This window comes from Stenotrophomonas sp. S4 (assembly GCF_054187805.2).
The window spans coordinates 1839400-1852015 of sequence record NZ_CM196188.1 but is presented as its reverse complement, the minus strand read 5'-3'; the positions used below and the strand labels follow the sequence as shown (position 1 = coordinate 1852015).

15 protein-coding genes are annotated in these 12616 nt (G+C 67.4%); 5 read left to right on the top strand and 10 right to left on the bottom strand.

Translation table 11 applies throughout. From position 1 onward, the window contains the following. Positions 1–8: 8 nt before the first annotated feature. Together ACUZUJ_RS08620 and ACUZUJ_RS08615 are read right to left on the bottom strand one after the other, a co-directional pair. Positions 9–488: an SRPBCC family protein gene (locus ACUZUJ_RS08620; RefSeq protein WP_049445461.1), complete on the bottom strand. Its 480-nt coding sequence runs from the start codon at positions 486–488 to the stop codon at positions 9–11. Then, positions 469–894 (bottom strand): ArsR/SmtB family transcription factor, encoded by a 426-nt coding sequence (locus tag ACUZUJ_RS08615; protein ID WP_259337449.1) that lies wholly within the window; start codon positions 892–894, stop codon positions 469–471. The genes ACUZUJ_RS08620 and ACUZUJ_RS08615 overlap by 20 nt, the downstream gene beginning before the upstream one ends. Before the next feature lie 59 nt (positions 895–953). Between ACUZUJ_RS08615 and ACUZUJ_RS08610 the strand changes: the two genes are divergently transcribed. Further along, entirely contained in the window at positions 954–1247 is a 294-nt protein-coding gene (locus ACUZUJ_RS08610) for a PsiF family protein (RefSeq protein WP_049445544.1), read from the top strand. Positions 1248–1330: 83 nt separating this feature from the next. Here the strand turns inward: ACUZUJ_RS08610 and ACUZUJ_RS08605 are convergent, their stop codons facing one another. The 6 genes from ACUZUJ_RS08605 to rsmD form a co-directional block, all read right to left on the bottom strand. Continuing rightward, positions 1331–2218: an MBL fold metallo-hydrolase gene (locus tag ACUZUJ_RS08605; protein WP_101765277.1), complete on the bottom strand. Its 888-nt coding sequence runs from the start codon at positions 2216–2218 to the stop codon at positions 1331–1333. A gap of 120 nt (positions 2219–2338) precedes the next feature. Next, on the bottom strand, positions 2339–4069 hold the full coding sequence (ggt, locus tag ACUZUJ_RS08600; RefSeq protein ID WP_458220398.1) for a gamma-glutamyltransferase: 1731 nt from the start codon (positions 4067–4069) through the stop codon (positions 2339–2341). Next, positions 4066–4347, bottom strand: a complete 282-nt coding sequence (locus tag ACUZUJ_RS08595) for a YfhL family 4Fe-4S dicluster ferredoxin (protein ID WP_004153175.1) — start codon at positions 4345–4347, stop codon at positions 4066–4068. Before ACUZUJ_RS08595 ends, ggt begins: the two co-directional genes overlap by 4 nt. A gap of 132 nt (positions 4348–4479) precedes the next feature. Then, on the bottom strand, positions 4480–4971 hold the full coding sequence (locus ACUZUJ_RS08590; protein WP_004153167.1) for a hypothetical protein: 492 nt from the start codon (positions 4969–4971) through the stop codon (positions 4480–4482). 60 nt (positions 4972–5031) lie between these two features. Continuing rightward, complete coding sequence (gene coaD / locus ACUZUJ_RS08585) at positions 5032–5541, bottom strand: pantetheine-phosphate adenylyltransferase (protein ID WP_014036814.1); 510 nt, start codon at positions 5539–5541, stop codon at positions 5032–5034. Between the two features lie 26 nt (positions 5542–5567). Continuing rightward, positions 5568–6146: a 16S rRNA (guanine(966)-N(2))-methyltransferase RsmD gene (gene rsmD / locus ACUZUJ_RS08580; protein WP_101765275.1), complete on the bottom strand. Its 579-nt coding sequence runs from the start codon at positions 6144–6146 to the stop codon at positions 5568–5570. Between the two features lie 602 nt (positions 6147–6748). Between rsmD and htpG the strand changes: the two genes are divergently transcribed. Next, positions 6749–8641, top strand: a complete 1893-nt coding sequence (htpG, locus tag ACUZUJ_RS08575) for a molecular chaperone HtpG (protein WP_458220397.1) — start codon at positions 6749–6751, stop codon at positions 8639–8641. A 139-nt stretch (positions 8642–8780) separates the two neighbouring features. Here the strand turns inward: htpG and ACUZUJ_RS08570 are convergent, their stop codons facing one another. After that, positions 8781–9080, bottom strand: coding sequence for a hypothetical protein (locus ACUZUJ_RS08570; protein WP_458220396.1), 300 nt, complete (start codon positions 9078–9080; stop codon positions 8781–8783). Between the two features lie 129 nt (positions 9081–9209). Between ACUZUJ_RS08570 and ftsY the strand changes: the two genes are divergently transcribed. From ftsY to ACUZUJ_RS08555, 3 genes are all read left to right on the top strand, one after another. Beyond that, complete coding sequence (gene ftsY, locus ACUZUJ_RS08565; protein ID WP_458220395.1) at positions 9210–10562, top strand: signal recognition particle-docking protein FtsY; 1353 nt, start codon at positions 9210–9212, stop codon at positions 10560–10562. An 81-nt stretch (positions 10563–10643) separates the two neighbouring features. Continuing rightward, positions 10644–11768 carry an A/G-specific adenine glycosylase gene (gene mutY, locus ACUZUJ_RS08560; RefSeq protein ID WP_458220394.1) on the top strand — a complete coding sequence of 375 codons (1125 nt, stop codon included), beginning with the start codon at positions 10644–10646 and terminating at the stop codon, positions 11766–11768. Positions 11769–11773: 5 nt separating this feature from the next. After that, positions 11774–12043, top strand: a complete 270-nt coding sequence (locus ACUZUJ_RS08555; protein ID WP_004153160.1) for an oxidative damage protection protein — start codon at positions 11774–11776, stop codon at positions 12041–12043. A gap of 74 nt (positions 12044–12117) precedes the next feature. Here ACUZUJ_RS08555 and ACUZUJ_RS08550 read toward each other — a convergent pair whose 3' ends face one another. Continuing rightward, entirely contained in the window at positions 12118–12570 is a 453-nt protein-coding gene (locus ACUZUJ_RS08550) for a DUF6491 family protein (RefSeq protein WP_075674751.1), read from the bottom strand. Positions 12571–12616 lie beyond the last annotated feature (46 nt).

Below are 12616 nucleotides of genomic sequence, written 5' to 3'. Positions count from 1 at the left end.
ATTCCGGCCTACAGCCCGGCTGCGAAGGTTTCCAGCTGGCCGATGACGGTGTTCCAGCCGTCGAAGAAGCCCAGCTGCTCATGCTGGTCACGCAGGGCCTTGTCCGGGTGCATCACCCGCGCCGTGTAGCGGCAGCCCTGCCCCTCGTCCTCCATGGTGATGATGGCGGTGAAGCCCAGCCAGGGTGACTGCGGCCGCCAGCCTGCGCCCAGCATCGAGGTGAACACCAGGCGCTGCTGCGGCACGATCTCCAGGAAGCTGCCCGGATTGTCACTGCTGCCGCCATCCGGGCCCTGCATGAAGGTGTGGAAGGCCCCGCCGGGGCGCAGGTCGAATGCGCGCACCTCGGTGGTCCACGGCTCCGGGCACCACCACTGGCGCAGCAGTTCCGGGTCGGTCCACGCCCGCCACAAAGCCGCGCGCGGTGCGTTCAACACACGGCTGATGACCAGATCGGTATCGGGGTTGTTACCTGCGTCTACGGCCACGGGCCTGCTCCTGTCGGTGAAGGGTTTCGACGAAATCGACCATGCGGTCGGCGCGCGCCTCCCACACGGCACGCTGTTCGGCCAGCCACTGCTCGGCCTGGCCCAGCCGCGCCGGCACCAGTTCGCAGGTGCGTATGCGCCCCTGCTTGTGGCTGCGCACCACGCCGCTGCGTTCCAGCACGGCCAGATGTTTCATCAGCGAGGGCAAGGCCATCTGGAAAGGCTCGGCCAGCACCGACACCGTGCGTGGCCCCTGCCCCAGCGCGGCCACGATCGCGCAACGGGTCGGGTCGGCCAGTGCGTGGAAGACTTCCTGGATGGCGGGATCATACTTACCCATATGGCTAAGTAATACGCCGATCTGAATGCCGATGCAAGCGGACGCAGCCGAGGCGCGATTCTTCACGTGGCCTTGCGGGCCGGAAGCGAATGCTCCGCGCACCCGCCACCGCTTGGAGCACCCTGATGAAAGCCTCTTTCCTGCTGGCCGCCGCCCTGCTGGTCGGCCTGCCCCTGGCTGCCAACGCCACCACCCCGCAGCAGCAGCGCATGGCCGAATGCTCGGCCAAGAACAAGGGCTTGAAGGGTGATGCCTACAAGACCGCGCAGAGTTCCTGCCTCAGCGGCCACGCTGCCGACTCCAAGCCGGCCAATGCGCAGCAGGAACGCATGCGCAAGTGCAACGCCGACGCGGGCGCCAAGAAGCTGGCCGGTGATGCGCGCAAGACCTTCATGAGCAGCTGCCTGAAGGCGTCTTGACGCCTGTCTCTTGCAGGGCGCCATCCACGCATGGCGTGGATCTGCCGCGTCAGTGGAAGGCCGGGCATTGCCCGGCCTTTTCATTACCCCAGGGCGCGCGCCTTCAGCTCGCCCTGCTCGTGCAGGGTCACGAAACGCCCCTTGTCATCGCGCCCGAGCTGCGCCAGCGCGACCTGCGGGTCATGGGTGAAGAACAGCCGTACGTTGCGCGCCAGCTTGTCTTCAAGGAACTGCCGCTTCTCGTCGATCAGCAGTTCGGCGTTGCGGTCGTAACCCATGGTGATCGGCACGTGCACCCATGAACGCCCTGGAATCAGGTCGGCACAGAACACCACGCCACCGTGCGCACCCTCGCCTGCATGCGCGTGACCGACGATCTCGGCCAGCATCAGTCCCGGCGTATGCCCGTCGCTGTAGCTGAAGCGCACGCTGCGGCCGAGGATCTTCGAGTACTCCCCGTCCACCACTTCCAGCCGGCCACTGGCCTGCAGCAGGCCAGGCAGCTCCGGAATGAAGCTGGCCCGGTCACGCGGGTGCGGATGCACGGCGCGCTGCCAATGCTGTGCGCCGACCACGTAGGTTGCGTTGGGGAACAGCAACTCGGGCTCACGCCCTTCGCTCCATGCCGCCAGCAGTCCGCCGGCGTGATCGAAGTGCAGGTGGCTGAGCACCACGACATCGATGTCCTCATGCTCGAAACCCGCTTCGCGCAACGAATCGATCAGCACGTGCTGGCTTTCCTGCACGCCGTAGCGCTCACGCATGCGCGGGTCGAAGAATGCACCGATGCCGGTTTCAAACAGCACCGTCTTGCCTTCCAGCGGGCTGGCAAGCAGCGCACGGCAGGCCAGCTCGATGCGATTGAGCTCGTCCGGTGCCGCCCATTTTTCCCATAACGCACGCGGTGCGTTGCCGAACATCGCGCCGCCATCGAGGCGCTGCGAGTTTCCACGAATAGACCAGAGTTTCATGCGTCGATTATCGGCGCCGGCTCGTTAAATAATCGCTAGAAAGGAAACAGAAAACCCCGCCGACAAAGGCGGGGTTTCGATGATCTGCCAGATTGCCGGCCAGCGGCCGGCGCGACCGGATCAGCGCGCCGGTACGACCTGGGCGCTGCCCACCGGGTTGCGCGGGTCGCTGCCACCGAACAGTCTGTTCGCCTTGCGGTCCCATTCCACGGTCTGCAGGTTGCCCCACACGTGGCTGGATCCGCGGCCGCCTGCGGCGACGTCACCCGGCAGGTCGATCTTGTGGCCCATCGCCTGCAGCTGCTTCACCGTCGCCGCGTCGAATGCATCGTCCTCGGCCTCGATCAGGTCCGGCAGCCACTGATGGTGGTAGCGCGGCAGCGCGGCCACCTGCTGTGCGTCCAGGCCGGCGTCGTAGCCGAGGATGCCCAGCAGCACCATGGTGATGATGCGGCTGCCGCCTGGGGTGCCCAGCACCACCACCTTGTCGGCGTTCTCCATGAAGGTCGGCGTCATCGAGCTGAGCATGCGCTTGCCAGCCTTCGGCGCATTGGCCTCGTAGCCCATCACGCCAAACGCGTTGGGCGTGCCCGGCTTCAGCGCGAAGTCGTCCATCTCGTTGTTCAGCAGTACGCCGGTGCCCTTGGGAATCAGCCCCGAGCCATACAGCAGGTTGACGGTCTGGGTGGCGCCAACGCGGTTGCCATCGCGGTCGATGATCGAGAAGTGCGTGGTCTCGTCGTCTTCCAACGGCGTCGGGTTGCCCGACAGCAGGTCGCTGGGCGTGGCCTTCTCCGGATGGATGGTCGCCCGCAGGCCCTGCGCGTAGTCCTTGCTGATCAGCACTTTCTGCGGGATCTGCACGAAGTCCGGATCACCGAGGAAGAAGGTGCGGTCGCGGTAGGCGCGGCGCATCGACTCCACCACCAGGTGGGTGCGGTGCGCCGGGTCCATCTTCCTGATATCCCAGCCTTCCAGGATCTGCAGCATGCTGGCCAGCGCGATGCCACCGGACGACGGCGGCGGCGCGGTGGTGATCTTCCAGCCGTTGTAGTTGAACACGATCGGCTCGCGCTGCTTCACGCGGTAGCCGGCCAGCTCTTCGGCGGTCCACTTGCCACCAGCCTGCTTCACGCCGGCCAGCAGCAGCGAACCGGTCTGGCCCTTGTAGAAGCCATCGAAGCCACCGGCAGCCAGCCGCTCCAGCGTCTGCGCCAGCTCCGGCTGCTTGAACAGGTCACCGGTGGCGATCGGCTTGCCGTTGCGCAGGTAGACCTCGCGCGTGCCAGGGTAACGCTCCATCACTTCACGGCGCGAGGCATAGCCCTTGGCCATGCGGTCGTACACCGGGAAGCCTTCGCGCGCGATGCGGATCGCCGGCTGCAGCGACGCCGACAGGGGCAGCTTGCCGTACTTGGCCGACAGTTCGACCAGCGCTGCGGGCAGGCCGGGAATACCCGCCGACCAGGCACCGTTGACCGAACGATCACGGTCCAGGTTGCCCTGCTTGTCCAGGAAAGCCTGCGGGGTCGCAGCGGCCGGTGCGGTCTCGCGTGCATCCAGCATCACATCCTTGCCGGTAGCCGCGTCGTGCAGCAGGAAGAAGCCGCCGCCGCCCAGCCCGGAACTGATCGGCTCGACCACCGCCAGCGTGGACGACACCGCCACCGCAGCGTCGAAGGCGTTGCCGCCCTGCGCAAGGATGTCGATGCCGGCCTGGGTGGCCAGTGCGTGGCCGCTGGCAATGGCCGCGCCATCGGGGCGATCGGCACGGGCCGGGCTGTCGGCCCAGGCGATCGGGCTCAGCATCAGGCCGAGCAGCAACAGGGGGCGGACGATCAGCGTCTTCATTCGGATGGGGGCTCCGCGTAGAGTTCGGGGTGATCGTGCTGCAGCTGGCGCAGCTTGGCCAGCAGCTGGTCTTCCGTTTCCACGATCTCCGGGTCCGGGTCGATGCACTCGACCGGGCAGACGACCACGCACTGTGGCTCGTCGAAATGACCCACGCATTCGGTGCAGCGCGCAGGGTCGATCACGTAGATGGTTTCACCCATCGCAATGGCCTGGTTCGGGCAGGCCGGCTCGCATACGTCGCAGTTGACGCAGAGCTCGTTGATTTTCAGTGACACGGCGATACTCCTCGCCCGCGCCCTGGGACAAAGGACCGGCCAGCGCGGGCGCGCGGGCCGGTCAGGTCATCAGCGGCGTCCTTGCGGGACGCCGCCCGGGCCATGCCGGAGCATGGCCGCCATGGCTCGGTATTACTTGGCTTCGACGAAAATGTACTCGGCGCCGGTCGGCTGGATCGCAGCCTGCACGCGGGCGTTGTCGGCCGACTGGCCGATGAAGACGACGCGCACGCCCTTCATCGAATCCGGCGACACGTCCTTGAACACGGCCTGGATCATGTCAGCCATCTTGCCCGAGGCCGACGAACCGAAGGCCAGCATGTTGCCCGGCTGCACGCCACGGGCCACGGCCTGGGTCGCGCTCTCGGTCTGGCGCTCGTACTTGGCCTGGAAGTCCGGGTCCGATTCCGGCGAGAGGTAGTACAGGAACGGGCTGTTGGTGATGTTGCCCATGTTCTGGATCGCCACTTCCTGCAGGTACTTCTTCCAGCCTGCATCGTCGTCCTTGGACGGAGCGACCAGGGCCTGCTTGGCCTCGTCGACCGGAGCGGCCTCTTCCTTCTTGCAGGCGGTGAAGGCCAGGGCCAACGAAGCGATCAGCATCGCGCGCATGGTGGTGTTCATGGGTTTCCTCCCGGAATGGTGCGTGGTGTTGTACGTAATGGGGTGCGGGTACAGCGGGGCTTACGACTGTGCCGACTTCGCTTCGCGGACCTTGCGCAGGGCTTCGAGCACCGCGGCCGGCACGAAACCGGACACGTCGCCGCCCAGGCGCGCGATCTCGCGGACCAGCGAGGACGAAATGAAGCTGTGCTGCTCGGCCGGGGTCAGGAACAGGGTCTCGACCTCGGGGATCAGGTGACGGTTCATGCTGGCCATCTGGAACTCGTACTCGAAATCGGACACCGCGCGCAGGCCGCGCAGCAGCACCCCGCCCTGGACCGAGCGTACGAAATGGGCCAGCAGGGTATCGAAGCCGATGACCTCGACGTTGCCGTGGTGGGCCAGCGCGCCACGCGCCAGCTGCACGCGCTGCTCCAGCGGCAGCGCCGGGCCCTTGGACGGGCTCTGCGCCACGCCGACCACGACCTTTTCGAACAGCGGCGCGGCGCGGCTCACCAGGTCGATGTGACCGTTGGTGATCGGGTCGAACGTGCCGGGATAGACGGCGATGCGGCGGTTGGCCACGGTCATGGGCGGATGCAGATGTTCAGATGAGGTCAAAGTGTAGCAGTGGCGCGGCGGTACAGGGCAAAGCGCACCTCGCGGGTGCCACCCTCGCGGTGCAGCAGCCAGTCCGGCGGCAGCACCGGCACGTGGCCGGCCGGCGATTCCAGGTACAGCCAGGCATCGGCGGCCAGGTGCCGGGGCAGCTGGGCCAGCACGTCCTGCCACAGGCCATCGGCGAATGGCGGGTCGATGAAGACCAGGTCGGCCTGCTGCGCGGGTGCGCCCTGCAGCCAGCGCAGGGCATCGGCCTGCACGACGCTGATCTGGTCGCCGGCCTGCAGCTTGGCCACCGCAGCGGTCAGATTGCGCCCCAGCTGTGCATCGCGCTCGACCAGGGTGGCGTGGGCGGCACCGCGCGAGACCGCCTCCAGCCCCAGCGCACCGCTGCCGGCGAACAGGTCCAGCACGCGGGCCCCGCCGAGCCTGGGCATCAGCCAGTTGAACAGGGTTTCGCGCACGCGGTCGCTGCTGGGGCGAAGCCCCGGCAGGGTCGGCACCGGCAGGCGGGTATTGCGCCAGCGCCCACCGATGATGCGGACCTGGCCGTCATTGCCCCCACGACCGCTCATCGGCGCCCCCGGCGGCGGGAGGTATTCGAGAAATTCAGCATGAGCGGGATTGTAGTTCGGCCGGGCGGCGCCCGGGGACGCGCCAACGCATGCGCGCTGTCGCTCCCACGCTTCGCTGCGCGAAACGCGGGCCCCACCTACCAACTTCCACACCCCCGCCGCTTCGCGGCCGCCCCCTGACTCAGGGGGCTCTACCCCAGACGCGATCCGATGCCCGACATACAGGTGGGGTCAGATCCGTTTTCCTGCGGAAAGCGGATCTGACCCTGGTTTGGATTTCGATATCTGAGAGATTCCATCCACGCATGGCGTGGATCTACTGGCCGCCGGCCAACTGTCGAAGGCGGGGCGGTGTCGGATTGCGGGGTGTCCGCGGCATGGATGCCGCGGCCAAGCCCCCAAGGACGGGTTCACGGCGTCCCCGCAATCCGACACTGCCCCGCCATCCCACGGATAGCCCGCTGTTGCTTCGGCTGTTGCTCTGGCCTCTGCGGGTGCAGGGCGCAGCCCTGCCCGACCAACCCCTTGATTTCGGGACAATCAGCCATACCCCTTGGCGAGGCCGCACGCGCTGGCGCGGCATTGCACACGGAGCCTTATCGATGACCGAGACCACCCAGACCGAAACCCTTGGCTTCCAGACCGAAGTCAAGCAGCTGCTGCAGCTGATGATCCACTCGCTGTACTCCAACAAGGAAATCTTCCTGCGCGAGCTGGTCTCCAACGCCGCCGACGCCGCCGACAAACTGCGCTTCGAGGCCCTGACCCAGGCGGCTCTGCTGGAAGGCGACAGCGAGCTGCGCGTGCGCGTCAGCTTCGACCCCGCCGCCCACACCATCACCATCGAAGACAACGGCATCGGCATGAGCCGCGCCGAAGCCATCGCCCACCTCGGCACGATTGCAAAGTCCGGCACCGGCGACTTCCTGCGCCAGCTGTCCGGCGACCAGAAGAAGGATTCGCAGCTGATCGGCCAGTTCGGCGTCGGCTTCTACAGCGCCTTCATCGTCGCCGACGAAGTGGAAGTGACCTCGCGCCGCGCCGGTCTGGCTGCAGGCGAAGGCGTGCGCTGGACCTCGCGCGGCGAAGGCGATTTCGACGTCGCCACCGTCGACAAGGCCGAGCGCGGCACCCGCATCGTCCTGCACCTGAAGGACGGCGAGCACGACTTCGCCGATGGCTGGCGCCTGCGCAGCATCCTCAAGAAGTACTCGGATCACATCGGCCTGCCGATCCAGATGCCCAAGGAGGGCGGTGAAGAAGGCGCCGCCGATGAGTGGGAAACCGTCAACCGTGCCAGCGCACTGTGGACCCGTCCGCGCACCGAAATCAGTGATGCCGAGTACACCGAGTTCTACAAGCACGTCGCGCACGACCACAGCGACCCGCTGGCCTGGAGCCACAACAAGGTCGAGGGCAAGCTGGAGTACACCTCGCTGCTGTACGTGCCGGGCCGCGCGCCGTTCGACCTGTACCACCGCGATGCGCCCAAGGGCCTGAAGCTGTACGTGCAGCGCGTGTTCGTGATGGACCAGGCCGAGCAGTTCCTGCCGCTGTACCTGCGTTTCATCAAGGGCGTGGTCGACTCCAACGACCTGTCGCTGAACGTCTCGCGCGAGATCCTGCAGTCCGGCCCGGTCATCGATTCGATGAAGGCGGCGCTGACCAAGCGCTCGCTGGACATGCTGGAGAAGCTGGCCGCCGACAAGCCGGAGCAGTACGCCACGTTCTGGAAGGAATTCGGCCAGGTGCTGAAGGAAGGCCCGGCCGAGGACTACAACAACCGCGAGAAGGTGGCCGGCCTGCTGCGCTTCGCTTCCACCCGTGGCGACGGCGATGCGCAGAGCGTGTCGCTGGCCGATTACCTCGGCCGCATGACCGAAGGCCAGGACAAGATCTACTACCTGACCGGCGAGAGCTACAGCCAGGTACGCAACAGCCCGCACCTGGAAGTGTTCCGCAAGAAGGGCGTGGAAGTGCTGCTGCTGACCGACCGCATCGACGAGTGGCTGATGGGCTACCTGACCGATTTCGACGGCAAGGGCTTCGTCGACATCGCCCGCGGCGACCTCGACCTGGGCGCGCTGGAGAGCGAGGCCGACAAGCAGGAGCAGGAAGCGGCGGCGAAGGACAAGCAGGGCCTGGTCGAGCGCCTGAAGACGGTGCTGGGCGATGACGTGGCCGAAGTGCGCGTCTCGCACCGCCTGACCGATTCGCCGGCGGTACTGGCCATCGGCGAACAGGACCTGGGCCTGCAGATGCGCCAGATCCTGGAAGCCAGCGGGCAGAAGGTGCCTGACAGCAAGCCGGTGCTGGAAATCAATCCTGGCCACCCGCTGATTGCCAAGCTCGATGCCGAAGCCGATGGCGCGCGTTTCGACGACCTCGGCCGGGTGCTGTTCGACCAGGCCGCACTGGCCGCCGGTGACAGCCTGAAGGACCCGGGTGCCTACGTGGCGCGCCTGAACAAGCTGCTGCTGGAACTGTCGGCCTGATCGACAGATCGGGTGCCGGGCAAGGCTTGGCGATGCTCTGGTAGGTGCCAACCTTGGTTGGCACTGCTGCCCTGGTAGAGGCCAACCTTGGTTGGCGCCCACCAGGGGCAGCGGTTGGCACCTGCCAAAGCGGTGTTGCTCAGGCTTCCCGATCCAACAGCGAGCCCAGCATCTGGTCGTGGCGGCGGATCACCGCAGCATTGGCAGCGAAGGCCACCACCTCGGCTTTCGCGGCCAGCAGATCACCCAGCGGCGCGGGGGCATCGGCGCCGGTGGACGTCACCGAAGCCTGCACCCCACCCTGCTCGGTGGTATTGCGCTGCAACTGCAGGCGCTGGGCGTCCGGGGTCGCCAGGTTGGCCACGTTGTGCGCGGCCACCTGCACGCCCTGCTGGGCCGCACGCATCCCGCTGAGGGCGATTCCCATCACGTTGTCCATGGCGGTCTCCGGGCCGCACGACGCAGCCCTCCGTACCGGTTAACGGCCGGTGGGCCGCGACCTTGAGTCCACATCGGCCGGACAGGCCCGAGTGGTAGCATATCCCTCTGATTTCAGCGCCTTTTGCCAATGCTCAGTTTTTTCCGCCGCAAGAAGCCCCAGGATGCCCCCGCAGCGGAGGCACCCAAGACCCAGCACTACTCGGCTGAAGAGCTGGCGGCGGCATTCCCGTCGGCCGCGCCGGTCGAGGACAAGGAACCCGCGCCGGTAGCTGCGCCGGCCGCACCTGCCCCCGTTGAGCCGCCCCCGGCAGCGGTCGCCCCGGCAGCGGTCGCCCCGGTAACGGTCGAGCCCACCCCGGCGGCTCCCGCTCCGGTGGTCCCGGCCGTCCCGGCACCCATTGCCCCGGCCCCGATCGCGCAGATCGACGTCGCCCCTGTCGCTGCGCCGGCCATCGAGCCGATGCCTGCGCCACTGCCGGAACCTGCGCCTGCACCGACCCCAGCAGCGGTCTCCGACGACCTGCCTGCCGCCGCCTCGGTCGATGCCGCCCCGGCGCCTGCCGGCAAGCCCGGCTGGCGCGAACGCTTGCGCAACAGCGTCATCGCGCGCAGCTTCGGCGGCCTGTTCTCGCGCAACCCCAAGCTCGACGACGACCTGCTGGACGAGCTGGAAACCGCACTGATCACCGCCGACGTCGGCGTGGGCGCCACCACCGAGCTGGTCGAGGGCCTGCGCAAGCGCATGAAGTCGCGCGAGTTCGCCGACGCCAATGCGCTGCTGGCCGCGCTGCGCGCCGAGCTGATCGCGATCCTGCAGCCGGTGGCAAAGCCGCTGGTGATCGACCGCAACGCAAAGCCCTTCGTGGTACTCACCGTCGGCGTCAACGGCGTCGGCAAGACCACCACCATCGGCAAGCTGGCCAAGCGCTTCAAGGATGACGGCCACAGCCTGATGCTGGCCGCCGGCGATACCTTCCGCGCCGCCGCCGTGGCCCAGCTGCAGGCCTGGGGCGAGCGCAACGGCGTGGCCGTGGTCGCGCAGGGGCAGAACGCCGATGCCGCTTCGGTGGCATTCGACGCACTGCAGGCCGGCAAGGCCCGCGGCACCTCGGTGCTGATCGCCGATACCGCCGGCCGCCTGCACACCCAGTCCGGCCTGATGAACGAGCTGGGCAAGATCCGCCGCGTGCTCGGCAAGATCGACCCCACCGCCCCACACGAAGTGCTGATGGTGATCGACGGCACCACCGGCCAGAACGCGCTGTCGCAGCTGCGCCAGTTCAATGCCGCGGTGAACGTGACCGGCCTGGTAGTGACCAAGCTGGACGGCACTGCCAAGGGCGGCGTGGTGTTCGCACTGGCCCGCGAGTTCGGCATTCCGATCCGTTTCGCCGGCATCGGCGAGCGCCCGGAAGACCTGCGCGTGTTCGACCCGGAAGCCTTCGTCGACGCCCTGCTGCCCGAAGCGCTGGGCGCCTGATACACGTGCAGCCACGCATGGCGTGGCTCTACTGCAATCCGGTAGAGCCACCCCACGGGTGGCTGCCTCTCTGGAACACCGATGCCCCGCCAGCCGAACGCCAGCGCCAAGACTGCCCGGGAAGACGGTTTCGTCGACCGCCTGCTGCACTGGTTCGACGACCACGGCCGCCACGACCTGCCCTGGCAGCACCCGCGCAGCCCCTACCGGGTCTGGCTGTCGGAAATCATGCTGCAGCAGACCCAGGTGACCACGGTCATCCCGTACTTCCAGCGGTTCCTGAAGCACTTCCCGACCCTCCCCGACCTCGCCGCCGCCAGCAATGACGCGGTGATGGCACAGTGGGCCGGGCTCGGCTACTACGCCCGCGCACGCAACCTGCACGCCGCTGCAAAGCGCTGCGTGGAACTGCACGACGGCGATCTGCCACGTGACTTCGATGCACTGCATGCACTGCCCGGCATTGGCCGCAGCACCGCAGGTGCGATCCTCAGCCAAGCCTGGAACGATCCGTTCGCGATCCTCGATGGCAACGTCAAGCGCGTGCTCAGCCGTTACCACGGCATCGACGGCTTTCCCGGCCTGCCGGCCATCGAGAAACAGTTGTGGGCCATTGCCGAGGCGCACGTGGCGCAGGTGCCGGCCGGGCGCATGGCCGACTACACCCAGGCACAGATGGACCTGGGTGCGACGGTGTGCAGCCGCGCCAGGCCAGCCTGCGTGATCTGCCCGCTGCAGGACGCGTGCGTGGCGCGCCGCGAAGGCCGCACCGCTGAACTACCCACGCCCAAGCCCAGCAAGACCCTGCCCGAGCGCGAAGCAGTGGCCCTGCTGCTGCGCGATGCCCAGCAACGCGTACTGCTGCAGAAGCGGCCGGACACCGGCATCTGGGCGCAGCTGTGGACGCTGCCGCAGGCCGACGCCGGCAGCGAGCTGCAGGACTGGTTCGACGTGCACGTTGAAGGCTCCCTGGAAGACGCCGAAGAGCTGCCGGTGCTGCAGCACACCTTCAGCCACTACAAGCTGCACCTGCAGGTACTGTCGCGGCAGGTACACGGCCTGCGCGTGGAAGAACCCACGCTGCGCTGGGTCGCCACCGACGAGCTTCCCGCGCTGGGCCTGCCGGCCCCCATCCGCAAGCTGCTCGATGGCGCCGCGATCAAGGCGCCGAAACGAACGTCCAAGAAACCCCGCAACCACGAGTGAGTGCCATGTCCCGAACCGTCTTCTGCCAGTACGAACAACGCGATGCCGAGGGCCTGGACTTCGTGCCCTACCCCGGCGAACTGGGCCAGCGCATCTTCAACAACATCGGCAAGCAGGCCTGGGCTGCGTGGCTGGCGCACCAGACCATGCTGATCAACGAGAACCGCCTGTCACCGCGCACCCCGGAGCATCGCGCGTTCCTTGAAGGCGAACTGGTCAAGTTCCTGTTCGAGAAGGACGCGGAAAAGCCGGCCGGCTTCACCCCCGAAGCCTGACACGCAGGTAGTGCCGGCCACTGGCCGGCAACCTGGCATCTGCACGATGCCGGCCAGCGGCCGGCACTACCACGCTATTTCGCGGTTTCCGCCTCGCGCTCCTGCACCTGCGCCTGGCGCAGCTCCTGCTCGGAAGTGCGCAACGCCTTCACGTCCAGCTTGCGGATGCTGTTGATGAAGCACGGCATGCGCGGGCCACCGGTCGGGTCGCGCACCAGCACCTTGTCAAAACGCGACGACACCCGGCCCATGCTGCTGGTCAGCCCGATGGCGGTGGCGTAGGACAGGTCTGGACACGGGCCACTCAGTTCCAGCAGGTAAGCCTCGCTCGGCCGGGTCCAGACCGCCAGGGCGCTGTCACCCAGCTCGGTCCAGCCATTGAGGCTGCCGAAGAACTGCATGTCGTTCTGCGGCGCGCCGGCGTGGGCACGGTACAGATCCAGTTTCTCGGTACTGCTGAGCCGGCCGGTGGTCGCACAGGCGGCCAGCGCCAGGCAGAGTCCGGCGATCAGGATCGGGGTCTTCATGGCGATCTCCTCAGGGAACCTGCTGCGATCATGCGCCGGCCGATGT